Raw genomic sequence first — 25,333 nt, forward strand, 5'->3', positions numbered from 1 at the left:
CTCATCCGACCCTTCGGACCACCTTCTCCCCGGCGGGGAGAAGAAACGATCCGCGATGTCGTGCTCTCCCAAAGTATATGGAAACGCCGGGCACATGACCCGGCGTCTCAATCTTCAAGCTGCAGCACTCACTCGGCGGCAAGCGGCGGCAGTCGCAATATATTGCTGCCCTTGTCCGCGGCCTTGTCGCCGCTGCCCTTTTCCATACTGGCCACCCGTGCCTCCAGCGAGGAAAGCGCGAGGCTGTTTTCGCGGGCGATCTCCGAGAGTTTCTCGTTGGAGAGGGCCTCTTCCTCCTCTTCCTTCTTGCCGACGAAACGGCCGAAGAGGTGGGCGAGCAGACGCGACAGGTCGTCCATGATCAGGAAGAAGGCCGGCACCACGATCAGCGACAGCACCGTGGAAACGATGATGCCGCCGATGACCGCAATCGCCATCGGTGCGCGGAACGAACCGCCTTCGCCGACGCCGAGCGCGGAGGGCAACATGCCTGCCGACATGGCGATGGAGGTCATGATGATCGGGCGGGCGCGCTTGCGGCCGGCCTCCACCATGGCATGCACCCGCTCCATGCCGTGACGGCGCATTTCGATGGCGAAATCCACCAGCAGGATGGCGTTCTTGGTCACGATGCCCATCAGCATCAGAATGCCGATGAGAACCGGCATGGAGAGCGCGTTCTGGGTGATGATGAGCGCGACTGCCACGCCGCCGATGGCAAGCGGCAGCGAGAACAGGATTGTGAAGGGCTGGATGACATCCTTGAACAGCAGGATGAGCACGACCAGCACCAGCATCAGGCCAAGCAGCATGGCGTTGACGAAGCCCTGCTGCATTTCGCCCTGCACCTTGGCGTCACCGCTTTCGGCAAGCCGAACGCTTGCCGGCAGGTTGGTTTCCGAAACGATGCGCTTGAACTCGGCCGTCGACGTATCGAGCGCCGTGCCGAAAGGCACATCCGAGCCGATGGAGACGACGCGGTTGCGGTCGTTGCGCTTGATCGAGCTCGGGCCTTCCGAGTAATCGATATCGGCCACGCTGTAGAGCGGCACCAGCGAACCGGAGGCGGTCTTGATCTTCAAGGCGCGGATGGTGGCGAGATCGCGGCGGGTATCGAGCGAAGCCTGCACGCGGATCGGGATCTGCCGGTCATCCAGCGAGATTTTCGTGAGCTGCGCATCGATATCACCGATGGTGGCGACACGCACGGTCTGCGAAATCTGCTGCGGCGTGATGCCCAGGCGGGCGATCTCATCCTTGCGCGGGCGGATCTGCAGTTCGGGACGGGGCAGAGCGCCTTCCGAACTGACATTGGCAAGGATGGGCGAAGCGCGCAGGCGGCTTTCGAGAATGCCCACGGCGTCGTTCAGATCCTTCTCGTTGGTTGAAAGGAAGTTGAAGGAAAGCTCGCGTTCCGCGCGGTCGTTCAGCTTGATGATGCGAACATCCGCAATGCCACGCACCTGCGCGAAAATATCCCGCTCGACATCCCATTGCGGACGTGTACGGCCCTTCTCCTCCAGCTTGGGAAGATATTGGCCGATGAGCGGAATGGAGCCGAGCCCCTTGTTGACGAGCGTTTTCAGCAGTGAGTGATCGATATGCTCAAGGATGACATTGACGGTGGCGCGGCGCAGCTCCAGGTCCCCCTTGGGCGAAGCACCACCGAGGATGAAGACGCTTTCCACGCCGTTGATGTCACGGATCGCCTGGTAGATCTGCGTCGTCGTGCGGTCGGTCTCATCCAGCGTCGCATTGGGCGGCAGTTCAACGGACAGGGTGACACGCGAGGCGTCATCAGGCGGCAGGAAGCTGCCGGGGACCTGGCTCAACAGCATCACTGAGGCGATGAGGAAGGCAATCGCTCCCAATAGCGTGAGATAACGCGCCCACCATTTCCGCGTGGTGGCGGTCACCATGCGCGTATAGGCCTTCATCAGCCTGCCGTCATTGTCGTGGTGATCGTCCATCGCGTCTTCGGCGCGCATCAGATAGGCCGCCATCAGGGGTGTGATGAGACGGGCCACTGCCAGCGAGAAGAATACCGAGAAGGCGACAGTGAGGCCGAACTGGATGAAGTACTGGCCCGGAATACCCGGCATGAACGAGACGGGCACAAAGACGGCGATGATGGTGAAGCTGGTCGCGATGACGGCAAGCCCGATTTCATCGGCTGCTTCGAGGGCCGCGCGATAGGGCGTCTTGCCCATCTTGATATGTCGGGCGATGTTCTCGATTTCCACGATGGCGTCGTCCACGAGAATACCCGTGGCGAGCGTAAGCGCGAGGAAGCTGACGAGGTTGAGCGAAAAGCCCATGATATCCATGATCCAGAAGGTCGGGATCGCGGAAAGCGGCAGCGCCACGGCGGCGATCAGTGTCGCGCGCCAGTTCCGGAGGAAGAGAAGGACCACGATAACGGCGAGGATCGCGCCTTCGATCAGCGTGTCTAGTGCGGCCTTGTAGTTGCCATAGGTGAAATAGACGGCGTCATCGACCATCTCGATCGAGACATCGGGGTGGTCCTTGCGGACCTGATCGAGACTTTGCGCGACGGTTTCGGCGACCGAAACCTCGCTCGCGCCCTTGGAGCGGAACACCGCAAAGGTGACGGCCGGATTGCCGTTGAAGCGCGAGAAGGACTTCTGCTCTTCATATGTGTCCGTAACCGTGCCGAGTTCGGAAAGCTTGACGAAGCGGCCGTTGGAAAGCGCAATCGTGGTGTTGGCAAGCTGGCTTACATCGCGTGTATCGCCCAGCGTGCGGATGGTCTGCTCGTTGCCGCCCACCTGGCCGCGGCCGGAGCCGAGGTCGATATTGGTGCCGCGCAGCTGGCTGTTCACCTCTGTCGCGGTGATGCCATAGGCATCGAGCTTTTCGGGGCTGAGCGAAACGCGCACCTCGCGGTCCGCGCCGCCGTAACGGTCGACCTTGCCGATGCCGGACTGGCCCTGCAGCGAGCGCTTGATCGTGTCATCCACGAACCAGGACAGTTCCTCCAGCGTCATGTTCGGCGAAGAGACGGCGAAGGTCTGGATCGCCTGTCCCTCGACGTCGATCTTGCTGACGACGGGCACTTCGATATCGGAGGGAAGATCGCTGCGGATCTTGTCGATGGCGTCCTTGGTGTCCTGAACCGCTTCTTCCGTCGGTTTTTCGATACGGAACACGACCGTTGTCGTCGACTGGCCGTCGACCACGGTGGACTGAATTTCGTCGACGCCACTGATGGCGGCAACGGCGTCCTCGATCTCCTTCGTCACCTGCATCTCCAGTTCGGAGGGCGAAGCCCCGCTCTGGGTCACGGTGACGGCGACGACGGGCACGTCGATATTCGGGAAACGTGTGATCGGCAGCGTATTGAACGCCTGCATGCCGAGCATCATCAAAAGCGCGAAGCCGAGAAGCGGCGCAATCGGGTTACGGATTGACCATGCGGAGAAGTTCATTTCATTCCCTCAGTCAGTTGGACGCAGCCGTCTGGGCTTCCACCGGTCTTATCCGGTCACCATCACGCACGAATGCTCCAGCTTTCTCGACAACCTTGTCTCCAGCGGCAAGGCCGCTGACGATCTCGATGAATCCACCGTCTTCTATGCCGGTCTCGATCTTCACCTGCTTGACGACGTCGCCCTCCACCTTGCGGGCGGTCGAGCCTTCACGCCCGGAAGTGACAGCCGAGAGCGGCAAGGCGAGCGCGTTCGTCTCCTCGATCACGATCTCTGCGCTGGCATACATGCCCGATCGCGCCGGGCTGTTTTCCGGCAGCACCACATGCACGGAACCGAGGCGCGTCGTCGGATCGACGGTCGGCGAAACGAGGCGCACCTTGCCTTCTATTTTCGCTCTTCCGCCAGCAACCGTCAAATAGGCTTTCTGGCCGACTTTCACGTTTTGAATGTCGGTTTCGGAAAGATCGGCAACAAGTTCGATGGCGCCGTCCTTGATGACGGTGAAAAGCGGGTTTCCGGCGCCGCTGGCAATCGCGCCCACCTTGGCGTTCTTGGCTGAAACGATGCCGGCGACCGGGGTTTTCACGCCGGTGCGCGTGAGCTTGAGATCGATATCGGCGATCTGCGCGTCAACCACCTTGATGTCGGCTTCGCCGGCGGAAACGGCCTGCTTGGCCGCATCGAGGCGAGCCTGCGCCACCTGCGCGAGGGCTTCGGTCTTTTCCGTTTCGGAAATGGAGCCTGAACCGGTCTGGCTGAGCTTGGCGGCGCGGTCGCGCTGGCGAAGGGCGTCGGCCAGATTGGCCTGCGCCTCCAGCACCTGCGCCTTGGACTGGGTGACGGAAGCTTCGGCCTTGGCCTTGTTGGCTTCGAGCTGGCTCTTTTGCAGGACGAGGCTATCGGAGGACAGGACGGCCAGAACCGCATTCGCCGCCACCCGGTCGCCGATATCGGCGTTCAAGGTGTCGATCGACAGGCCGTCGACCAGGGGCTGGACGTAGATTTCGTCCACCGGGCGGATTGTGCCTGTCGCAATAACACGGTCCACGAGGTCGCGCTTTGCGACATGCGCGACGATGATCGAGGGCACGTTCTGCTGTTTCACCGGCGCCTGTGCCTCTCCCTCCGCGGCTGCTGGAAGGGGAAGCGCCGTTGCGGACAGAAGAAGAAGGAAAAGAATGCGGTTAAACGTGACTTTATGCTGCATATGTCTTGGCTCGCGCAATATCCGCTCACATGTCCTGCAGGCTACGGCCCGTATCTTAAAAGGTCATGCGATGGCGAATGTGAAACAAGGGATCACAATACTCCCTTTTCGATCCTCCCGATTCGAACGCCCCTCAACGCGAATCTCAAGCACCTTTGCCCTGTGCTTTTTCTACAAGATCAAATTTGGCAGTCTTGTGGGCGGGACTGTAATTCTTGTTGTCGTGCAAATCAATCCGCATAGCCGCGAGGGTTGATATACATTTTTGTATAGGTCGAGGTGTTGTAATTGATTTGATGGGTTACCAATGCGTGACGCGGCCTGGAATTCTGAGAACGCTTAATACCCCGTCATCCTCGGGCTTGACCCGGATCCAGGCACATCGCCGCAATCGAAATGTCGGTAGATCCTCGGGTCAAGCCCGAGCATGACGGAAGAGAGGTTGTCATTCAAGAAAATCGCGCGGTCAACGCCGCGCGATACAATCTTTTCGCCTGCGCCTACTTCAACGCAGCGTCGGTAATTTCGGTCGTATATGCGCCCGAGGGCTCCTTGGTGATGACGGGGTCGGAGCCGCCGCCGAGCAGGGTCTTCACCGTTCGCTCGTAATCCGCCTTGTCGAGAGCGCCCTTCGAGCCGGCCGTCAGCTTTGCCACTTCGCCCATCATGCGCTTCTGGTGCTTTTCGGTCTGCGCGCCGGAGGCGTCGTTTTCGAGAACGATATCGGCGGCCTCGTCAGGGTTTTCCTCGGCCCATTTCCAGCCCTTCATGGAGGCACGGACGAATTTGACCATGTCCTCCTTGAACTTGGCGTCCTTCAGCTTGTCTTCGAGAACGTAGAGCCCGTCTTCCAGCGTCGCCACGCCTTCGTCTTCATATTTGAAGGTGACGAGGTCATCAGGCTTGATACCGGCATCGAGGACCTGTCCATATTCATTATAGGTCATGGTGGAAATGCAGGCGGCCTGTTTCTGCAAAAGCGGATCGACGTTGAAGCCCTGTTTCAGCACGGTAACGCCATCGGCGCCGCCGGTGGTCGGAATTTTCAGGTGCGCCATCCACGACAGGAATGGATATTCATTGCCGAAGAACCAGACGCCCAGCGTCTTGCCCTTGAAATCATCAGGCTTCTTGATGCCGGTTTCTTTCAGGCAGGTCAGCATCATGCCCGACGATTTGAATGGCTGGGCGATATTGACCAACGGCACGCCCTTTTCACGCGTGGCAAGCGCAGACGGCATCCAGTCGACGATGACGTCGGCCCCGCCGCCGGCCAGAACCTGCGCGGGCGCAATATCCGGGCCGCCGGGCTTTATGTCGACATCGAGGCCCTCGGCTTCATAAAAGCCCTTGTCCTTGGCGACGTAATATCCGGCGAACTGCGCCTGGGTGACCCATTTCAGCTGCAGGGTGATCTTGTCGGCGGCCTGAGCGCTAAATGCGGTCAGCAGTGACGCCCCGGCAAGAAGCATGGATGCAAGTTTCATTTTCATCGCTGTTCCCTTTTTCGTTATTTACGTTCGTCCCCCACGGACGGACGGATGCCAGAAGGTGACGGCCCGTTCTGCGAGCGCCACAAGACCGTAAAAGCCCGAACCTGCGAGCGCCGCCACGGCAATCTCGGCCCAGACCATATCGACATTGCTGCGGCCCATTTCCGCCGAGATGCGGAACCCCATGCCGACGATGGGCGTGCCGAAGAATTCCGCGACGATGGCGCCGATCAGGGCGAGCGTGGAGTTGATCTTCAGCGCGTTGAAGATGAATGGCCAGGCGGCGGGCAGGCGCAGCTTTATCAGCGTCGGCCACCAGCCGGCAGCATAGGTGCGCATCAGGTCGCGCTCCATGTGGCTGGCGGCGGCAAGCCCCTGCACCGTGTTCACCAGCATCGGGAAGAAGGTCATGATGACGACGACGGCGACTTTCGACTGCCAGTCGAAACCGAACCACATCACCATGATGGGTGCCACGCCGACGACCGGAAGGGCGGAGACGAAATTGCCGATGGGCAGAAGACCGCGTTGCAGGAAAGGCGAGCGGTCGATGAGGATGGCGACGAGGAAACCGAGGCCGCAGCCAAGGACATAACCCGTCAGTACGGATTTGATGAAGGTCTGGCGGAAATCCGCCCAGAGGACCGGCAGCGAGCCGAGAAGGCGGGCGAGAATGGCGCTCGGCGCCGGCAGCAGGATGGGCGGCACGGAAAATCCGCGGACCACCCCTTCCCAGAGAACCAGAATGGCAAGGCCGAACAGCAGCGGCACGGCGAGGCGGCTTATGCGTTTCGCGCTCTGGGAAATAAAGGCATGGCGTACCAGCCATTCGTTGAAGGCCCAGGCCGCAAGCCAGAAAAGGATAGCGCCGATAAACCAGCCGGGGTTGGTCATGGCCGTGCTCCCATTCGCTTGAGGACAGCGGCATGGGCGATGCCGATGATCGACACCAGAATGGCGGCGACGCCGGCTGCCATGAACAGCGCCGCCCATATCTGCACCGTCTGGCCATAATAGGAACCGGAGAGCAGTCTCGCGCCGAGACCCGCAACAGCGCCTGTCGGCAATTCACCGACGATGGCGCCGACAAGCGCGATGGCGATGGCGATCTTCAGCGATGTGAAGAGATAGGGCAGGGCGGCGGGCCAGCGCAGCTTCCAGAAGATCTGCGCCGGTGAGGCATTATAGGTGTGCATCAGGTCAAGCTGCAGTGTTTCGGGGCTTCTCAAGCCCTTCACCATGCCGACAACGATGGGGAAGAAGGAGAGATAGGTCGAGATCAGCGCCTTCGGCAGCAGCCCGGAAATGCCGATGGAGTTCAGGACAACGATGATCATTGGTGCGATGGCGAGAATGGGGATCGTCTGGCTGGCGATGATCCACGGCATGACGGAGCGGTCCATGGCGCGGTTATGGATGATCGCGACCGCCAGCAGGATTCCCAGCACCGCGCCGATGGCGAAACCGAGCAGCGTAGCCGAAAGCGTGATGCCGGCGTGGTAGACGAGGCTGCGCTTGGAGGTGACGGCCTTGTTGACGGTGGTATCCCAGAGTTCCGCGATGATCTGATGCGGGGCGGGGAGGACCGGGCGCTCCTGCGCGAAGGTTTGCGGCAGGAGTTCGAGGAAGCCCGGTGACTGGCCAGCGCGGGTGGCCTGGTCGCGGGCGAAGGGCATGTTGAGGTAGATGACGGCGAGGTGCCAGAGAATGAGGATGGCGAGGAGGACGGTGAGGGTGGGGAGGACGCGGTGGCGGAGGAGGGTCATGGGGTTTTGCTCCGCTGCTCATTCCGAGGGTGAGGCTTACCCCCCTCTGCCCTGCCGGGCATCTCCCCCTCAAGGGGGGAGATCGACTCGTGGTGGGGTCTCGCCCGTCTCAACGTTTGCGAATGAAGCGGTGGTCGCGCCTCTTGCCGATCTCCCCCCTTGAGGGGGAGATGCCCGGCAGGGCAGAGGGGGGTAATGCTGGCGCTGACCTCACCCCTCATAGCCATGCCCCGCCTTCAACCCCTCACGCACCCGATGCGCAATCGCCAGAAACTCCGGCGTCTCGCGAATTTCCAGCGGCCTTTCGCGCGGCAACGTGGATTCAATCACATCGGTCACCCGGCCCGGCCGCGGCGACATCACGACGATCTTGGTCGAGAGATAAACGGCTTCCGGAATGGAATGGGTGACGAAGCAGATGGTCTTGCCGGTCGTATCCCAGAGTTTCAGCAGCTGTTCGTTCAGATGATCGCGAACGATCTCGTCCAGCGCGCCGAAGGGCTCGTCCATCAGAAGCAGGTCGGCATCGAAGGCGAGCGCGCGGGCGATGGAGACGCGCTGCTGCATGCCGCCGGAAAGCTGCCAGGGGTATTTCTTGCCGAAACCGTTGAGGTTGACGAGGTCCATGGTGCGGTCAATGCGCTCGCGCTGCTCGGCCTTGCTGTAACCCATGATTTCGAGCGGCAGGGCGATGTTCTTTTCGATGCTGCGCCATGGATAGAGCGCGGCGGCCTGAAAGACATATCCGTAGGACCGGTCCTTGCGGGCATTTTCCGGCGTGGTGCCGTTGACGGTGATCTCACCCGACGTGTGTTTTTCGAGATCGGCGATGACCCGCAGAAAGGTCGTCTTGCCGCAGCCGGAAGGGCCGATGAAGGAGACGAAGTCGCCCTTTTTCACGTCGAGATCGACATTGGACAGCGCGTGAACCGGGCCGTCCCCCGTTTCGAAAGTGAGGCCCAGTTTTCTGGCGGAAACGACGGAGTAGGAAGAGGCCTGGTTCATCGCGGCTTGGTTTCACTTTCCGTAAGTGCGGCGCGCGCCAGCGGCAGCATCTGGGTTTCCGTCAGTCTGGCGATGGTGACGCCGGGGGTGCGGTCGAGATCGAGCCAGCGGACTTCCTCGATTTCCGCCTGCGGGGTGACCTCGCTATGAAGCCTGGCGGTAAAGGCATGGGCGACGACATCAGCGCCCGGCTCATTGGCGGCTTCCTCGCGAAAGATGCCTTCATAACGCGCGGCATTTTCGGGCAGCGTCAGGCCGATTTCCTCGGCCAGCTCGCGGTGAAGCGCCTGTTCCGGCGTTTCGCCTGGATCGATCTTGCCGCCCGGCTGCATGAACTGCGTGGTGCCGCGCTTGCGCACCACGAGCATCTGCCGCTTCTCGTTGAGCAGGATGGCGGCGGCGATGAGGATTTCGCGTTTCGGCTCGCTCATGATCACACGCCCGATGCCGGAATGCCCGTGCGTTCCACCTTGCGTGGCGATACGAGCTCCTTCCAGGTGGAAAGCGCCTGGCTGACGGCCGGATAGGGATCGCGGGCGATGAACTGGCCGTGGCCGGCCTGTGTCTCGATGGTGCCTTCCTCGACGCTCACCAGCCCGCGCGAGAGCGTGTAACGCGGCAGACCCTTTACCTTCTGCCCTTCGAACACGTTGTAATCGATGGCCGATTGGTGGTTTGCCGCACTGATGGTCTTTGTAAGCGCCGGGTCCCAGACGACGATATCGGCGTCGCTGCCGACAAGGATCGCGCCTTTTCTCGGATAGATGTTGAGGATCTTGGCTATGTTGGTGGAAGTGACGGCGACGAACTCGTTCATCGTCAGCCGGCCGGTTGCCACGCCATGGGTCCAGAGCAGCGGCATGCGGTCTTCCAGCCCGCCGGTGCCGTTCGGGATCTTGCGGAAATCACCGAGGCCGAAACGTTTCTGATCGGTCGTGAAGGCGCAATGGTCGGTCGCCACACATTGCAGCGAGCCGGAGGCGAGACCCGCCCAGAGGCTGTCCTGATGCTGACGGTTGCGGAAGGGCGGCGACATGACGCGGCGGGCGGCGTGATCCCAGTCGGGATTGGCATATTCACCTTCGTCGAGGATCAGGTGCTGAATCAGCGGCTCGCCATAAACCCGCATGCCGTTTTGCCGGGCGCGGCGGATGGCTTCATGGGCCTGTTCGCAGGAGGTGTGGACGACGTAAAGCGGCGCACCGGCCATATCGGCGATGATGATGGCGCGGTTGGTCGCCTCGCCTTCGACGGAGGGCGGGCGGGAATAGGCGTGCGCTTCCGGCCCGACATTGCCTTCCGCCATCAGTTTTTCCTGCATCTGCGCGACGATATCGCCGTTTTCCGCATGCACGAAGGGAATGGCGCCGAGCTCCGCGCAGCGCGAGAAGGAGGCGAACATCTCGTCGTCATTCACCATCAGGGCGCCCTTATAGGCCATGAAGTGCTTGAAGGAGTTGATGCCCTTTTCCTGAACCACCGTCTTCATCTCATCGAAGACCTGTTCGCCCCACCAGGTGACGGCCATGTGGAAGGAATAATCGCAATTGGCGCGCGTCGCCTTGTTGTCCCAGCGTTGCAAGGCATCGAGAAGCGATTGCCCCGGCTCCGGCAGGCAGAAATCCACCACCATCGTCGTGCCGCCGGAAAGCGCCGCCCGCGTGCCGCTCTCGAAATCATCGGCGGAATAGGTGCCCATGAAGGGCATTTCCAGATGCACATGCGGATCGATGCCGCCAGGCATCACGTAACATCCGGTGGCATCCAGCACGGTGCCGCCGGTGAGATCAGGGCCGATCTCGGTGATCCTGCCGCCCTCGATCTTCACATCGGCCTTGTAGGTGAGATCGGCGGTGACGATGGTGCCGTTCTTGATGATGGTGGCGGTCATTCCACGATCTCCGCAGTCTCCAGCACCGCATGCAGCAGCACGTCGCAGCCGGCCTTTGCCCATTCGGGTGAAATTTCCTCCGCCTCGTTGTGGGAAAGCCCGTCCACGCAGGGGCAGAAGATCATGGTTGAGGGGGCAACTCTGGCCGTCCAGCAGGCATCGTGGCCGGCGCCGGAGATGATGTCCATGTGACTGTAGCCCAGTCGTTCGGCGGCGGAGCGCACCCGGCCGACCAGCACGGGATCGAAGGTGACGGGGTCGAAATGGCCGATGGCTTCGATCGAGCAGCCGACGCCGAGTTCTTCGGCGATGGCGGGCACCTCGCGTTCGAAGATGGCGCGCATGCTGTCGAGCTTTGCCTGCGAGGGGGTTCTGAGGTCGATGGTGAAGACCACCTTGCCGGGCAGCACATTGCGGGAATTGGGCGTGAAGATCATCTGGCCGACGCCGGCGACGGCGCCCGGCTGGTGGGCCATCGCCACTTCCTGCACTTTTTCGAGGATGCGGGCGGCGGCAAGGCCGGCATTAACGCGCATGGCCATAGGGGTCGAGCCGGTATGGGCTTCCTTGCCGGTCAGCGTCACTTCCAGCCACCACAGGCCCTGGCAATGGGTGACGACGCCGATCTGTTTGTTTTCGGCCTCTAGGATCGGGCCCTGTTCGATGTGATATTCGAAATAGGCATGCATCTTGCGCGCGCCGACCTCTTCCTCACCCAGCCAGCCGATACGTTTCAGCTCCTCGCCATAAGTCTTGCCGTCGGTATCCGTGCGGCTATAGGCGTAATCCAGGTCGTGAATGCCGGCGAAGACCCCCGACGCCAGCATGGCAGGCGCAAAGCGGGCGCCTTCCTCGTTCGACCAGTTGGTGACGACAATGGGGTGTTTCGTGCGGATATTGAGGTCGTTCAGGCTGCGCACGACTTCCAGACCAGCCAGCACGCCAAGCACGCCGTCATATTTGCCGCCGGTCGGCTGGGTATCGAGATGGCTGCCGATATAAACGGGGAGCGCGTCCGGGTCCTCGCCGGCGCGGGTGGCGAACATGGTGCCCATGCGGTCGACGCCCATCGTCAGGCCTGCCGCTTCGCACCAGCGCTGAAAAAGGCGGCGGCCTTCCGCATCCTCATCCGTCAACGTGCGGCGATTATTGCCGCCGGCAATGCCGGGGCCAATCTTCGCCATATCCATCAGACTATCCCACAGACGGTCGCCATTGACCGTCAAGTTCTTACCCGCCGTCATGAAGTGTCGTCCTCACCTGTTTTGTTTTTATCAAAGCAAAGCTTGTGCCGTTCCCTTTTTTGCCGGTTAAGATAACAGCCATTGCCTTGTGGCGGCGATGATGGATAAATTGACCGGCTGGTAAACATTGCAAATTCGCGATGGCGTCAGCAAGGGAATTTGTGACGAAACGCAGTAATTTTGCCTAAGCTATGAACGTCGATTATTTTTTAAGCATACTGTAGCGGCAATTGCATTGAAAAGAAACAGAGAGCTGAGAATGGCCATACCGCGCGCAGCGAAAACACAGAAGCGGACCCGCATTCAGGAGGAAAAGCAGGAAGCGATTCTTGAAGCCGCGCTCAGTGTTTTTTCCACGAATGGGTTCCGCGGCTCCACCATCGACCAGATTGCGGAAGCGGCCGGCATGTCCAAGCCGAATGTGCTTTATTATTTCCGCACCAAGGAGGCGATGCATCGTGCGCTGATCGAGCGGGTGCTGGACACGTGGCTCGACCCGCTGCGCGCTTTCGATGCCGAGGGTAATCCTGAAAGCGAGATCCGCTCCTATATTCGTCGCAAGCTGGAAATGTCGCGCGATTTCCCGCGCGAAAGCCGGCTGTTTGCGAACGAAATACTGCAGGGCGCGCCGCATATCGAGGATGAATTGAAAGGCCCGTTGAAACAGCTGGTGGATGAGAAGGCCGAGGTGATCCGCGCCTGGGTGAAGGCCGGGCGGATGGCCAAATGTGACCCTTACCACCTTATTTTCTCGATCTGGTCGACCACGCAGCACTATGCCGATTTCGATGTACAGGTGCGGGCGGTTCTGGGCGACAAGAATGGCGGCGAGGGACGTTTCGAAGACGCGGCCCGCCATCTGGAACAGCTTTTCATGGGCGGGTTGCGGATAAACGGCTGATCGGCCTGCTTCTCGCGATTATGTGATAAGCCCTCCGCATAAAAACATGAGGAAATTTATCACCTTTATACTTTACTCCAAAACTCATCTTTATTATGGTGCCGGCATCCCGAACGTCGGGGCCCAATATCGGGGTATCAAAAACCAACCGGCAGGTGAGGGAATGGCACGCAAGGAAAAGAAGAAGGCCGAACGTGGCGGCAAGCAGGGCAAAGGCGCTCCCCAGACCGAGCGGGACGTGGCCGAACAGCAGCTTTCCGGTCCGAAAAGCTTTCTTTATGTCGGCGGCCGTGACTGTCAGGTTGCCCATCTTCGCCAGATCGCCAGCAATTTCGGCGCCGAACTGATCCACCACGACGGCGGCTTGCGTGAGGCGGTGTCGCGCATCGATACCGTGCTTCCTTCCGTCGACTGCGTTTTCTGCCCGATCGACTGTATCAGCCACGATGCGTGTCTGCGGGTGAAGTCGGGTTGCAAGAAATTCGGCAAGACGTTCATTCCGCTGCGCAATGGCAGCAAATCCAGTCTGGAGCGGGCGCTTCAGACGATGAATGAACGGAGCCCCAGCGATGAGCGACGAGCGCAATAATTTTCCCGACGAGCACCGCACGGCGGACAGACCGTGTGGTGTGGAACTGCACAAGATGGCCGAACAGGCGAGCGATCCGGCCACGACGGAATTTTATGACATCATCGGCGAACGCGAAAGACGCAGCCGCGTTGCCGGAAGCGGCGGCAATGTGGTGACCTTTCCTCATCAGCGCGCCCGCCAGCCGGGTGAAACGACGGCCTTTCAAACAGGTGTGGCGGCTGAAAAAGGCCGCAACATTCTGCCGTTTCGCTGGACGCGTGGTTAGCGTTGAATCCTTGCCGAGAGGGCAAGATGGCGCCAGGTGTGAGGGAGCTCCGCTCGCACTCCGGGTCACGATGCAGATGCCCTAAAACAATCAGCCTTTAGGCTTCAAAAACGCTCCCGCGCACAACACCAGCCAACCCGCGATCATGCCGATGCCGCCCAGCGGCGCAGCGTATGGAAACAGGCTATGGCCGGAAAAATGCCTGATAACGAGATCGCCGGCGAAGATCGCCGTGCCGAGACCGAGGATCAAGCCCGCCGGAATGGCGGTCCTGATGCGATCCGCACCGATATGGAGCGCGATAAGAACCGGCGCATGCGCCAGCGCCATGGCGGAAGCATTACCGAGCATATAGGTCTCGCCGGTATGGGTGGCAGCGGCGGCAAGCATGACGCCGGCAGCACCCAGCAGGCTGCCCAGCAACAGAATGAAGGCCCGTAATCTGGCCCCGGGCACCGTCGCTATGGTCGCGTTCTGCGTGGTCATTGGCTGTCCGCCTCCCGGTTCTGCATGTGAAAGGCGAGCCTCTCGATCGGGGGCCATATGATGTCGCGCAGCTTGGGATTTTCGATCGTCTCCTCCATGGCGCGGCGGAAGCAGAGCAGCCATTCATCCCGCTCGGCAGGGCCGATGGGGGCGACGAAATGGCGGCGGCGCAGCATCGGGTGGCCGTGCTTCTCGACGTAGACCGGCGGTCCGCCAAGATATCCAGTCAGGTAATCGTAGAACTTCGCTTCGCTGCCGGAAAGATCGGCCGGGTGGATGGCGCGGCAGCGGGCTGCTTCCGGCAGAGTATCCATCAGTTGATAGAAGCGCCGGGTGAGCGCCCTGACGGTCGCATCGCCACCGATCGCTTCATAAAGGGTAATGGTTTCGCCAGTCATAATCCGCCTCTTGTGGCCCTCCGGCTCTTATCGCTCCGCGGAGCCGGAAGAGCAACAGGCACGGGCAGGGTGCGACATTTGGGACAGATTAAAAAGGGCAGATGCCGGGCTTGCCCGGCATCATCCAAAAATCATCCAAAATTTCGGATAAGGTCGAGCCCCTTGCTCAAAAGCGTCTCGGCCTCATCCTGATTGGCAGCTTCGACGTAGCAGCGCATTTCCGGCGCGTTGCCTGACGGGCGGAAGTGGATGGTGCTGCCGTCGGTCAATGACACGCGCAGGCCGTCGATGTCGCTCAGGCCTTTCACCGTGCCAACCGGCGCGAGGAAGGCTTCGAGATTGGTGCGCGAGGCGCGCAGATGAGCCATCAGCGCGGCGCTCTTTTCCTGCGCGAAATTTTCCAGGCGGTCGGCGGCGGCGACCGGAAGGTTATAGGCTGCGGCGATTTGCGACAGCGGTTTTTTCTGTTCCGACGAAAGAAGCAGCACGGCGAGAACGGGCAGGAAGCTGTCACGCGTAGGCAGCGGCGAGAGGAGCCTGCCGTTAAGCGTGAAGGAAGAGGCCGTCAGCAGGCCGCCATTCGCCTCGAAGCCCATCACGCCGTTCTTGCCGGCTGAAAGGGCGTCTGCCATGCCGGCAATGACGAAAGGCGAGCCAACCTTCGTACGAACGACCTCAAAGGAACCATTGGCCTCGATGCCGGAATTGGACGTTACAGGGGTGACAACGACGCCTGCGCCAAGGAAATTGGCGGTGATGAGGCCAATGAGGTCGCCGCGCAGCGGTACGCCCCTCTCATCGGCCAGCAGGGGGCGGTCACCGTCGCCATCGGCGGAAACAATGGCGTCGAGACTGTGCTCAGGAGCCCATTTTTTGAGAAGCGAAAGCGTCTCCGGCGAGACCGCCTCCGTATCGACGGGGATGAAGGTCTCCGAGCGGCCGAGCGGAACGACATCGGCGCCGTAATGGGCGAGAACGTCGACAAAGAGATCGCGCGCCACCGTGCTATGCTGGTAAACACCGATCTTGAGGCCTGAGAGAGCCTTTTCCGGCAACAGCGCGATGTTGCGTTCGTAGAATAGTTCGGCTGCGATGGCGGAATGGTCTTCGGCAGTCGCCGATTCGTCGCTGATGCCTTCCGCTTCGATTTCGGCGGCGAGGGCTGCGATGGCCGTCTCGTCCTGCTTGTCGATTTCGCCATCCGGGCGGTAGAACTTGATGCCGTTGCGGTCGGCCGGGATGTGGGAGCCCGTGATCATCAGCGCGCCCGCCTTCAGCGACAGAGCATAAAGCGCCAGAGCCGGGGTGGGCACCGTGCCGCAATCGAACGGCGTGAGGCCTGCCTTTTTCAACGCCGCGATGCAGGTGGCGGACACATCAGGGCTCGAATCGCGGAAATCGCGGCCAACGAGAATGGGATCGCCCGCCTTTGCCTGGCCCGATGTGAGAAGGTGCTTCGCAAATGCCGTGGCATAAACGGCCGACGCTTTTCCTTTCAGATCGACGGAGAGGCCACGAAGGCCGCTCGTTCCAAATTTCAGGCTCATTCTCAACTCCGCTTCCGTAAAATCCTTGAGGGCCAAATGGATAGTTCAAAAATGTAACGCTTGAAAGAACCGTATCGATCCATTCACGTCAATCCTCCCCTTCCCTGGAGGCCGCGAATAGGCGATGATGACGGCAATGATGCGGGTAACCTAAAATTCACCCGTCATATTTAAACTTGTCCGTCGATAGCGGCTATGGCGACGATGAGGATCATCGGTTGCCGGCTTTTTTTGGTTCGTTCGAGTTGGATTGGCTGATGTACAGGCTTCAAAAGGCGGGACATAAGCAGGTACGTCCGCTCGATGAAAAAAAGGCGCCGGCCGCGAAAACTCATGGTTCCCTGCTGGATGATCTGGTGGATGACGACGAGGTTTTCGAACGCACGGTGCTGAAAGAGCATCTCGAGCCGAAACCGGCCGCGGCTGCCGTCGAGCCCGCTCCGGCCGCGAGACCGGTGAAGGCGTCGTCGCCCAGCGGAAGTCTGGCCGCAGCATTGCCGGGCCTCAGCCATATCGACAGGATCGGCGTTGACGACGTCCTCATCTGGCTTCGCAGGGGCATCGTCTGGATCGTTCTGGCAATCATTCTCTGCGTCGCGGCTGCGCTCAGCTATGCGTATATGACGCCGCCACGCTACACGGCCTATACGGATATCGTCGTCAATCCCTCCAATCTCAACGTTGTCAACGACGGCGTGTTCTCGCCGAACCAGCAGCGTGACACGCAGATTCTCGAAGTCGAAAGCAAGCTGCGCACGATCACGTCGCGCAACGTGCTGGCGCGGGTGGTGGAGGAACTGAAGCTCGATCAGGATCCGGAATTCATCAGCCCGCCGCCGCTCGCCCGGCTGAAGGCGATGTTTTCATCCAGGCCGGAAGATGGCGACAACCGGCTCGGTGCACTCCGCTCCCTCGGCGACCGGGTCGCAGCGGAACGCGACCCACGCTCCTTCGTGGTGACGCTTTCCGTCTGGACCAATGATGCGGACAAATCCGTGACGGTCTCAAAGGCCATCGTGAAGGCGTTTGAGACCGAGCTGTTCCAGACGACCTCCGACAGCAGCCAGCGTGTCGTCGACGATCTCAGGAAGCGGCTTGAGGAAATGCGCGAGAATGTTACTGCGGCTGAAAAGCGGGTGGCCGATTTCCGTCGCGAAAACGGCCTGCAGGAGAATAATGGCCAGCTTGTCAGCAACCTGGCCTCCGGTGAGCTCAATGCACAGGTTCTCGCGGCCCAGCAGCGCGTCATCCAGGAAGAATCCCGGCTGAAGCAGATGGAGGCGGCAATCGCGCAGAACCGCACGCAAAGCGATGCGATTTTCGATAGCCAGACCATGAACACGATCCGGGCGCAATACAGCACCCTGCAGCAGCAGATCGGAGCCATGACGCTGACCTACGGCGCGCGTCATCCGCGGCTGGCGACTGCAGGTGCGGAACGGGCCATGCTGGAACGCGGCATGGCCGACGAGGCGCGGCGCATTCTGCAGGCAGCAAAGACAAATGTCGCCGAAGCGCGCTCCTCGCTCGATGCGCTGCGACTGAAAGCCGTGGCGGAGCGTGCCAATGTCTTTACCGATAACGAAGCGCAGGTCCGGCTGAGGGATCTTGAGCGCGACGCCCGCTCGGCAGCGGCGATCTATGAGACCTATCTTACCCGGTCACGCCAGCTCGCCGAACAGCAATCGATCGATTCCACCAATGTCCGCGTTATTTCGCAGCCGGTTGCGCCGAACTCCAGAAGCTGGCCGCCGGGCAAGCTGGTCTTCCTCGTCGCTGGCGGCGCGGGCGGCCTGTTTCTCGGCCTCGCCATTGCGATCGCACTCGGGCTGTGGGGTTATCTGCGCCGGGACGATCATGCGGAAGCCGCGGCGCGTTAAACCTGGGACCCCGCGCCGACTTATTCTTCCGAGATCAGACCATCATAAACTTCAAGGAGAGCGGCGGCGATGGCCGCACCCAGCGCATTGCCGGCATCGCGAATGCCTGCCTCGTCGCCATCACGGACGGAAACGGCGAGATCGGACGCCTCGTTGGCAACGATTTCCTTCGCCCGTTCTATTGCCCAGAGGCCGAAATCGCCGCGGTTGTCGATTGAAATGGTTTCCATGGCCGGGACCTTTGTCATTGATGTTTCCGTCCATTAAACCATCGGACGCCAAACGGGAATAGGCGAGGGGAAGGTCATTCAACCAGCGGGCGTGCAATTTCCCCGCCTCAAGCGGAGGATTTATAAAAATATTAATGATAGTTCTTCGTAGTGTTTGAAGCCTTCTATTTTATGCATATGCGTGCCCATAACAATGAAACGATGCCTATCTTGGACGCCGGACAGATTATGACAGGGAGAGAGATGCCGCAGACGGAGGAGACTGGTCATTCCTGGCCGGTTATTTCTCTTGCGTCCCTACCCATTACTGACGCAACCATCGATGAAACCGCGCGGGATTTCATCCTGCGTGCAACGACGGAGCGTACGCCGGGTGCAAGGCCGTTTTATTCGACATCCGCAAACGGTCAGGTCATCGCGCTCTGCCACCACGACCGCGAATTCGACGCCATGCTGCGGCAGGCGGACCAGATTCACGCCGACGGCATGTCGCTGGTGATCTTCTCCCGCAAGTTCTGTGCCCGGGCGTTGAGAGAACGGGTTGCAACGACGGATCTCGTTCATGCGGTGGCCAAGCGCGCCGAAGAGACGGGCAGCCGGTTTTATTTCCTCGGCGGTTCCGAAGAGGTGAACCGTGCGGCGGTCGAGGAAATGCAGAGGCTTTATCCGCGCCTCGTCTTTTCGGGACGCCATAATGGTTATTTCAGTCCGGGTCGCGGGGACGAAATCATTGCCGATATTGTCGCCTCGAAGACCGATATTCTTTGGGTCGGCTTCGGCATTCCGCTCGAGCAGCGCTTCGTTTCGCGCAATCTGGACAGGCTTTCCGGCGTCGCCGTGATCAAGACCTGCGGCGGCCTTTTTGATTTCATTGCCGGCAAGAACAGCCGGGCGCCGCAGTGGATGCAGGATATGGGGCTGGAATGGCTCTACCGGGCGATGCTTGAGCCGAAGCGTCTGGGAAAACGTTACCTGCTGACCAATCCGATCGCCATATATTCGCTGCTGAAGTATCGCTTTGGCGCTTCGGGGCAGAACCGCTAGATCATTGCGCCGTCTTGCCCGATAAATGTAAGGTTTTTCTAACTTATTGAATCAGCGCGCTGCGGCGCCGAAACCCGTTGCAACTGCGAACGGGTGCGCTACACTGCACAAATATTACAAATTTATTCGAATCAGAGATATTTTGAGGCCACCAATGGTGATTACGTCCATTTCTCTTTTCATATATGGAATTGGCACCGTTACCTCTCTCGCCATGACCTATATTGAAGGCGCCCGCCGCGACAAGAGCTGGGATTTTTATCGGGTAACCGGCATTGTCCTTTGTTTTTTCTGGCCGGTGCTCGTGCCGCTTCTCGTACTTGCGACGGCCTTTTCGTCTTTCGGTTTGCAGAAGCGGCCCGCGAACCCGATGTCGTTCGGCAGGCAAAAGACGCTGGGTTAAACGTGACGGTAAGATCGGGCGTCAGCTTTTCTTCGCCGGTGCCTTATAGGGCGTGAGCGTGATGCCGAGGCTCGCCATCACCCGGCCCAGGGACATGAGGGGCGGATGGGTGGCGGGCAGCAGCGAACCGGTTTTCAGCAATGTGGAAACGGCGCGGAAGAGCGACAGGCACAGGCTGACGGCATTTTTGGCGGCGAGCAGCAGTCCGCCCCTCAGGCCGGGGCGGCGGGCGCGATCGATGCTGTAATTGATGATGCCGGTCCGGAGCGAGCGCTCCATGATCCAGCGCGGTGCCATGCGGCTTTCCGGCACGTATTCGATGATGAGGGCGTTCGCATTCCATGCGAATTTGAAACCGGCCTTGCGGCAGCGTGTGAAGAAATCCATGTCGCCGCCGCCGAGGAAGTTGAACCGCACGTCGAATTCCGGCTTCGGCAAGGTTTCGAACACTCGCCGTGAAATCAGGCAATTGCCCGAGCCGTGGATCTGGTCGACCGGGCCGGTCGGTGCTTCTATGGAACCGAACAGCGGATGCGAAAGAACCGCCCTGGAAGCCGGGGCGTCGAATTCGCGATTGACGGGTCCGCCGACGATATCGGCGTCGAAGGATTTCGCCGCCGAGACCATTTGCCCAAGCCAGACGGGGGAGGCGGCCTCGTCGTCATCGATCATCAGAAACCATTGCGCCGAAGGATAGCTCTGCCGGGCGGTGCGGAACGCCGTGTTGATGGCGTAACAATTGCCCTGTGTCGGTTCTACCAGGGCCAGCCCGGCCATGTCGTTTTCGGCAAAAAAGGCGCGCGCAACAGCAAGACCCTGCTGGCCTGCACCATCATTATCGACCACGACGACCGCGAAGGGAAAATCGACCTTCTGAGTTGCAAGCGATGCAAGTGTCTTCTTCAGGCCTTCCGGCCGGCGGAAACTGGGGATGCACACCACCGCTTCCGGCATGATCTCGGACATGGAAACTCCTAAATTCCGGCAAGTGCTGCGGCGGAAAAAACGACGGCCCGGAGGCTCTGGCGCGGGCGATGGATGACGGTGTCGGCCAGTGCCGAAAAGGCTTCCCGGTAACGGCGGGCACGAAACGCCTGGGCAACGGTATAGGCGTTCATATGGTTTTCGGATTTGCGGCGAAGCCGCCCGAGCTCCTGCGGGGGTATGGCTGCGACGATGGCGGGATCGGAAAACACGGCTTCGATTGCCGGTTCGCAATCGCGGAAGGTCAAGAGCCGGTTCATCATAACGCTCGTCCGGTGAACCCGATAATCGAGGACGTGGCGGCCGGGAAGATAAACAAAGCGGCCCGCGGCGGCTAGCCTGCACCAGCCGTACCAGTCTTCCGCATACCGCAGGGTCTCGTCGAAGCCGCCGAAATCCTGGAAGATTCGGGTTCTGACCAGCATGATGCCGCCATTGACGATGAAGTTTCCGCCGAGCAGCGGCCGAAGGATGAAGCCGTCAGGCTTTTCGCGGCGACGGATGAGGTTGCGACGGCCGATCTTTGCACCGTTTTCATCGATACGCTCGTAATCGCCATAAACGGCAACGACATCCGGGCCGGTGACGCCGGCGCAAAGCGCCGCGACGGCGCCAGGCTTCAGGCGGTCATCGGCATCGAGAAACATCGTCCACTCGCCACGTGCCTGCGAAAGACCGAAATTGCGAACCGCGGAAACGCCCTGCCGTCCCTGCGGCCGGGCAAGCAGTTTAACGCGCGGATCGGAAAAACCCTGCACCTTTTGCGCCGTGCTATCAGTGGAACCGTCATCGACCACCAGCACCTCGCAGACGGTTTTGCCCTGAAGCAATGCGCTTTCGATCGCTTCCACGATGTAACGCTCGCCATTGCGAACGGGGATGACAATCGAAACGGATATCAAGCTTTAAACTCCGTGAGGCATGGGCCAAGAATTCGCACGGCGAAGTTACTACCGGATTAAGCGGCGCTGGCCAATTATGACGTGGTATAGCGGCGGTTAACCTTGCAAATCTTTAATATCCTTTTGGCATGATCAGAATGTTATGTTTTGAGAATGGAGCGTGCCGGGCCCATCCGGATGTGCGGAAACGCTCCGACATTTTGGGCTGCGCATCGTTGCTGGCGAAAATCGATCCCGGTTTTCCCTCGATGCGCCGGGGTTGTGGAGGCGGATGAATGCGGATCGGGCGGCGGAATTTTCTGGGCGGTGCGGCAAGCGCGAGCCTTTTGCACGCCGTGACCGGCACGGCCTCTGCCGCGCAGAAAAAAACCTCGACCAAAACCGCACCTTACGGCGCGGCCATTTATCTGCCTGACCTCACCGCCGATAGCCGCATCGGCGAGGCGATCGTGAAATATTGCTCGCGCATCACTCCCGTGACTGAAATGAAATGGGAGGTCATGCGGCCATCGGAAGCGGTGTTCGATTTTGCGCCCGCCGATGCACTCGCCAACTTCGCGCGCCAGCACAAGCTTTCCATGCATGGCCATCCGCTGATCTGGTACGCCTCAAATGCCCCCTGGATTGCCGGCATCGGTGGCAGCGGCAAGGTCGAGAAGCTGATGGAAACCCATATCGTCAAGGTGATGGAGCGTTACGGGGATGTGGTCCATAGCTGGGACGTGGTGAACGAACCGATCCCGGATGTTCCCGGCAATGTGCGCGCCCGGCGTGACGCCTGGTATTACGGCGCCGGGCCGGACGCCATCAAGAAGGCCTTCGATATCGCCCATCAGGTCGATCCGAAAGCGCAGCTCGTTCTCAATGAATATGACGTGGAATTCGCGGTCGAAAAATCGCCAGCCAAGCGCGAGGCGTTCCGCAATCTCATTCTCGAGCTTCTGGAAAAAGGGGCGCCCATCAACGCCATCGGTCTGCAGGGGCACCTGCGTGGCGGCTGGCCGATCGCCAAGGACGAGCTTGCCGCCTTCGTGACGGAAATGCGCGGTTACGGCCTTGCCGTTCTGGTGACGGAGCTTGATGTGATGGACCAGACGCTGCCCGGTCCGGAAGCGGAACGCGATTTGCTGATCAACGGCCAGGTCCGGGATTTTCTTGAGGCGGCCTCGGCCGGCGGCCCGCTTTCCTCGATCACCACATGGGGTATTTCGGACCAGTATACCTGGATCCGCTGGGCCTATCCGCGTCGTGACGGCACGGCGAACCGGCCGTTGCCGCTCGACTGGAGCTTCAACGAAAAACCCATGATGGCCATCATCAATGAATTCCGGAACCGTGGTGCGTGACTATGAATGCTGAAATGCCGCTTCCTCCCGTCCAGAAAGCGCTGCAGGTCAATCTGCATCCCTTCGACGCTCCGCATGCCGCATTGACGTTGCCGCATCAGCTACGGGTCTGGGGCGGACAGGTGGACCGCATTCTGCTGACTGTCGATACCGGCCAGGTGGGGGCGGGTCGCTACAAGGGCAAAGGCTTCGAAGCGTCGCGCAAACGACTTTTCGACATGCTGGAGGAAATGCAGATCAACTATCCGCATCTCGTCGTCGATATCGTCGATTACAGTGATGAGGCGCGCAAGGCGGTGTCCGAGACCTTCTTTTCCCGGTCGGCGGTTCCCTATCCCGCCAAGGCTTTCGACGGCGGTCCTTTCCACGTCTATTTCCACGGTCTTAAACGGGCCAACGCCCGTTACGTACTGCACATGGACAGCGACATGATGTTTGGCGGCGGCAGCCAGAGCTGGTTTTCCGAGGCGATCGCGCTGCAGAAAGCCAATCCGGATGCGCTGTGCATCACGCCGTTTTCCGGGCCGCCGACAGTGCGGGGCGATCTCGATATTTCCCGCCATGTCGGCATGCCCGGCGTGAAGAACATTCCTGAGCCGCGCAAGTTGCCGTCGCGTATTCCCACCTGGCGCTTCGCCACCGTTTCCACACGTCTTTTCATGATCGACATGGAACGCTTCGCCAAGCGGATCGGTTCGCTGGAACTGCTCAGGCCCGATGTCAAACGGCGCATCCGCTCCTATGCCTATAATCAGCAGCCCGTCTCGATGCCCGCTGAGGAGGTGTTGAGCACCAACATGATGCGCCGCGGCGTCTACAGGCTGGATTTTCTCGGTACGGGTAAAGGCATGTATTCACTGCACCCGCCTTATCGCTCGCCGGAATTCTATTCGGCGCTCGCTTCCATCGTCGAGCGGATCGAAAAGGGCGATATACCCGAAGGTCAGCTCGGCGATTTCGATATCAACGGATCGATGGTGGACTGGACCAGCGCGCTGGCGGCCAAGACACGCTCCAAACGTTACGCGAAGGCCCTGCGCCATCTGATATCGGCCAATGTGGGTCGTTTTACCAAGGCTTGAGGCGGCGGCCCGGCTCGTGTCGGTCTGCGCGGGGCCTCAATAATCGGTGATGAGTTTGCTCCAGCTCTCCGAGCATAGTCCGCCTATATAGATATCCCCGGCCAGCGCCCTTTCCCTCAGCAGATCGTCCCGGGTGGCCATGCAGAAATATCCGTCATGGCGGAAGCTCATGTGGTTCTGGCGGTAAAGCGCGTTGATCAGAAAGGGCTGCGCCATGCCAGTGACATGGGCGTAATTCTCATTGTCAAAATGGTGGAACAGTGTGTTGAGGACATCGTTTTCGCGGCCGGCATCACAGACGAGATTGAGCACATAGGCGGTTCGCGCCGGCTGGCCGAAAAACAGGGCGGCTCCCATGACATGACCTTCGGCCGTCTCGATCGCCAGGCTTTTCAGTTCGCCCAGGCTCTCATTCGTCCTGCTCATGCCGATCAGCCAGTGAAATTCGTCATGGGACCATTCCGGGCGGACGGAAAAACGCTCGATCATCGGCAGCGCTGCGCGGCGGAAGGTTTCGAAATCCACTTCTTTTACCCTGGCGCCCGGAGCCTGCTGCGGCCTTAGGCCTTTTTTCCATTTGCGCAGGACGCCGTCCACGAAGCCGAGCGCCGCCAGGGCAAGCGTTGTCTTGGCCAGTTTCGAACGGCGCGGCATGCGCAGTGCGATGGTTGAGAAGGGCTTCAGCGCCTTATGCCATTGCAGGCTTTCGATGGGCAGCATGTTGCCGCCGGTCGCAACCCAATGGTCGGCGCTGACAGGCGAGGCTGTATCCGAAAACAGCATGTCGTGTTTCGATGCCCGCATGCCGCGGGACAGGCGCGCGGCCCCGAGTGCGCCAAGTTTTCCATCCGACGCGAAAGCACAGAGCAGGCGCGCCGTAACGGTTCTTCCATTGGCGACAAACCGCATGGGCACGGCCAGAATGACGCTTGTCACGCCATTCTCTCCCGCATCGTAAACCACGCTGCCGTAATCCGGATCAAAAACGGGGCTGCTGAAGAACAACGTCTCTACATAGGAGCGGAAATCGAAGCTCGTCGTGGGCCCTGTCTTCCTGAATGCGCTGTTCAGCACCCGCTCGACAGCCGGCACGTCGTCCCTGCGCATGGGGCGGACGCCGGTTGAGCTTTGCGGCGCCGGGCATCGCGTCAACTGACCGTTATCGCTATCGTCCGTCCTGGTGTGCCTCGGAACGTCCACCCTGGGTCTCCAGCC

General features: G+C 60.3%; 23 protein-coding genes and 1 pseudogene. 8 read left to right on the forward strand and 16 right to left on the reverse strand.

From position 1 onward, the window contains the following. Nucleotides 1-128: 128 nt before the first annotated feature. The 9 genes from FHW77_RS05140 to FHW77_RS05180 all read right to left on the reverse strand — a co-directional run bounded on the left by FHW77_RS05140 (nt 129) and on the right by FHW77_RS05180 (nt 12,058). On the reverse strand, nt 129-3,449 hold the full coding sequence (locus FHW77_RS05140; RefSeq protein ID WP_004443274.1) for an efflux RND transporter permease subunit: 3,321 nt from the start codon (nt 3,447-3,449) through the stop codon (nt 129-131). Nucleotides 3,450-3,462: 13 nt separating this feature from the next. Then, nucleotides 3,463-4,659 (reverse strand): efflux RND transporter periplasmic adaptor subunit, encoded by a 1,197-nt coding sequence (locus tag FHW77_RS05145; RefSeq protein WP_004443272.1) that lies wholly within the window; start codon nt 4,657-4,659, stop codon nt 3,463-3,465. Between the two features lie 500 nt (nt 4,660-5,159). Next, a complete protein-coding gene (locus FHW77_RS05150; protein ID WP_004443268.1) occupies nt 5,160-6,152 on the reverse strand; it encodes an ABC transporter substrate-binding protein in 993 nt (330 codons plus the stop codon). 21 nt (nt 6,153-6,173) lie between these two features. Further along, the gene (locus FHW77_RS05155) at nt 6,174-7,046 is read right to left on the reverse strand and encodes an ABC transporter permease (RefSeq protein WP_004443266.1); all 873 of its coding nucleotides are present in this window, start codon (nt 7,044-7,046) and stop codon (nt 6,174-6,176) included. Next, nucleotides 7,043-7,918 carry an ABC transporter permease gene (locus tag FHW77_RS05160; RefSeq protein ID WP_004443263.1) on the reverse strand — a complete coding sequence of 292 codons (876 nt, stop codon included), beginning with the start codon at nt 7,916-7,918 and terminating at the stop codon, nt 7,043-7,045. Before FHW77_RS05160 ends, FHW77_RS05155 begins: the two co-directional genes overlap by 4 nt. A gap of 210 nt (nt 7,919-8,128) precedes the next feature. Beyond that, complete coding sequence (locus tag FHW77_RS05165; RefSeq protein WP_004443261.1) at nt 8,129-8,923, reverse strand: ABC transporter ATP-binding protein; 795 nt, start codon at nt 8,921-8,923, stop codon at nt 8,129-8,131. Continuing rightward, entirely contained in the window at nt 8,920-9,354 is a 435-nt protein-coding gene (locus FHW77_RS05170) for an NUDIX hydrolase (protein WP_004443258.1), read from the reverse strand. Before FHW77_RS05170 ends, FHW77_RS05165 begins: the two co-directional genes overlap by 4 nt. Before the next feature lie 2 nt (nt 9,355-9,356). Beyond that, nucleotides 9,357-10,814 (reverse strand): dihydropyrimidinase, encoded by a 1,458-nt coding sequence (hydA, locus tag FHW77_RS05175; protein ID WP_004443255.1) that lies wholly within the window; start codon nt 10,812-10,814, stop codon nt 9,357-9,359. Beyond that, entirely contained in the window at nt 10,811-12,058 is a 1,248-nt protein-coding gene (locus tag FHW77_RS05180) for a Zn-dependent hydrolase (protein WP_004443253.1), read from the reverse strand. The genes hydA and FHW77_RS05180 overlap by 4 nt, the downstream gene beginning before the upstream one ends. Before the next feature lie 259 nt (nt 12,059-12,317). Between FHW77_RS05180 and rutR the strand changes: the two genes are divergently transcribed. The 3 genes and pseudogenes from rutR (at nt 12,318) to FHW77_RS05195 (ending at nt 13,816) form a co-directional block, all read left to right on the forward strand. Continuing rightward, nucleotides 12,318-12,959 carry an HTH-type transcriptional regulator RutR gene (rutR, locus tag FHW77_RS05185; protein ID WP_004443251.1) on the forward strand — a complete coding sequence of 214 codons (642 nt, stop codon included), beginning with the start codon at nt 12,318-12,320 and terminating at the stop codon, nt 12,957-12,959. Between the two features lie 265 nt (nt 12,960-13,224). Next, a pseudogene (locus FHW77_RS05190) lies at nt 13,225-13,548 on the forward strand (DUF2325 domain-containing protein); the annotation flags it as partial. Beyond that, nucleotides 13,529-13,816, forward strand: coding sequence for a hypothetical protein (locus FHW77_RS05195; RefSeq protein ID WP_004443246.1), 288 nt, complete (start codon nt 13,529-13,531; stop codon nt 13,814-13,816). The pseudogene FHW77_RS05190 and the gene FHW77_RS05195, both read left to right, overlap by 20 nt. Before the next feature lie 90 nt (nt 13,817-13,906). Here the strand turns inward: FHW77_RS05195 and FHW77_RS05200 are convergent, their stop codons facing one another. The 3 genes from FHW77_RS05200 to uppO all read right to left on the reverse strand — a co-directional run bounded on the left by FHW77_RS05200 (nt 13,907) and on the right by uppO (nt 16,247). Beyond that, a complete protein-coding gene (locus tag FHW77_RS05200; RefSeq protein ID WP_004443245.1) occupies nt 13,907-14,302 on the reverse strand; it encodes a DUF423 domain-containing protein in 396 nt (131 codons plus the stop codon). Next, nucleotides 14,299-14,700, reverse strand: a complete 402-nt coding sequence (locus tag FHW77_RS05205) for a group II truncated hemoglobin (RefSeq protein ID WP_004443244.1) — start codon at nt 14,698-14,700, stop codon at nt 14,299-14,301. Before FHW77_RS05205 ends, FHW77_RS05200 begins: the two co-directional genes overlap by 4 nt. A gap of 131 nt (nt 14,701-14,831) precedes the next feature. Next, nucleotides 14,832-16,247 carry a polysaccharide biosynthesis phosphomannomutase UppO gene (gene uppO / locus FHW77_RS05210; RefSeq protein WP_182590357.1) on the reverse strand — a complete coding sequence of 472 codons (1,416 nt, stop codon included), beginning with the start codon at nt 16,245-16,247 and terminating at the stop codon, nt 14,832-14,834. Nucleotides 16,248-16,504: 257 nt separating this feature from the next. On the opposite strand from uppO, the gene uppM reads away from it, so the two are divergent. After that, entirely contained in the window at nt 16,505-18,127 is a 1,623-nt protein-coding gene (gene uppM / locus FHW77_RS05215) for a polysaccharide biosynthesis protein UppM (protein WP_004443239.1), read from the forward strand. Between the two features lie 20 nt (nt 18,128-18,147). Here the strand turns inward: uppM and FHW77_RS05220 are convergent, their stop codons facing one another. Next, nucleotides 18,148-18,357 (reverse strand): hypothetical protein, encoded by a 210-nt coding sequence (locus FHW77_RS05220; protein WP_003491679.1) that lies wholly within the window; start codon nt 18,355-18,357, stop codon nt 18,148-18,150. Between the two features lie 243 nt (nt 18,358-18,600). Between FHW77_RS05220 and uppL the strand changes: the two genes are divergently transcribed. Both uppL and FHW77_RS05230 read left to right on the forward strand, forming a co-directional pair. Continuing rightward, nucleotides 18,601-19,401: a polysaccharide biosynthesis UDP-hexose transferase UppL gene (gene uppL, locus FHW77_RS05225; RefSeq protein WP_004443235.1), complete on the forward strand. Its 801-nt coding sequence runs from the start codon at nt 18,601-18,603 to the stop codon at nt 19,399-19,401. Between the two features lie 154 nt (nt 19,402-19,555). Beyond that, nucleotides 19,556-19,804 carry a hypothetical protein gene (locus FHW77_RS05230; protein WP_004443233.1) on the forward strand — a complete coding sequence of 83 codons (249 nt, stop codon included), beginning with the start codon at nt 19,556-19,558 and terminating at the stop codon, nt 19,802-19,804. Between the two features lie 21 nt (nt 19,805-19,825). Here the strand turns inward: FHW77_RS05230 and uppJ are convergent, their stop codons facing one another. Continuing rightward, nucleotides 19,826-20,770: a polysaccharide biosynthesis UDP-hexose transferase UppJ gene (gene uppJ / locus FHW77_RS05235; protein WP_004443232.1), complete on the reverse strand. Its 945-nt coding sequence runs from the start codon at nt 20,768-20,770 to the stop codon at nt 19,826-19,828. 8 nt (nt 20,771-20,778) lie between these two features. Next, entirely contained in the window at nt 20,779-21,690 is a 912-nt protein-coding gene (uppH, locus tag FHW77_RS05240; RefSeq protein ID WP_004443231.1) for a polysaccharide biosynthesis endo-1,4-beta-xylanase UppH, read from the reverse strand. 275 nt (nt 21,691-21,965) lie between these two features. Here uppH and uppI point away from each other — a divergent pair, with 275 nt between their 5' ends. Both uppI and uppG read left to right on the forward strand, forming a co-directional pair. Further along, entirely contained in the window at nt 21,966-23,036 is a 1,071-nt protein-coding gene (gene uppI / locus FHW77_RS05245) for a polysaccharide biosynthesis UDP-hexose transferase UppI (RefSeq protein ID WP_004443230.1), read from the forward strand. Between the two features lie 2 nt (nt 23,037-23,038). Beyond that, nucleotides 23,039-24,118 carry a polysaccharide biosynthesis glycosyltransferase UppG gene (uppG, locus tag FHW77_RS05250; RefSeq protein ID WP_006699579.1) on the forward strand — a complete coding sequence of 360 codons (1,080 nt, stop codon included), beginning with the start codon at nt 23,039-23,041 and terminating at the stop codon, nt 24,116-24,118. A gap of 36 nt (nt 24,119-24,154) precedes the next feature. Here the strand turns inward: uppG and FHW77_RS05255 are convergent, their stop codons facing one another. Next, nucleotides 24,155-25,225, reverse strand: a complete 1,071-nt coding sequence (locus FHW77_RS05255) for a hypothetical protein (RefSeq protein ID WP_006699580.1) — start codon at nt 25,223-25,225, stop codon at nt 24,155-24,157. Nucleotides 25,226-25,333 lie beyond the last annotated feature (108 nt).

It is taken from the genome of Agrobacterium sp. RC10-4-1, assembly GCF_014138475.1.
Classification (GTDB): Bacteria; Pseudomonadota; Alphaproteobacteria; order Rhizobiales; family Rhizobiaceae; genus Agrobacterium; species Agrobacterium pusense.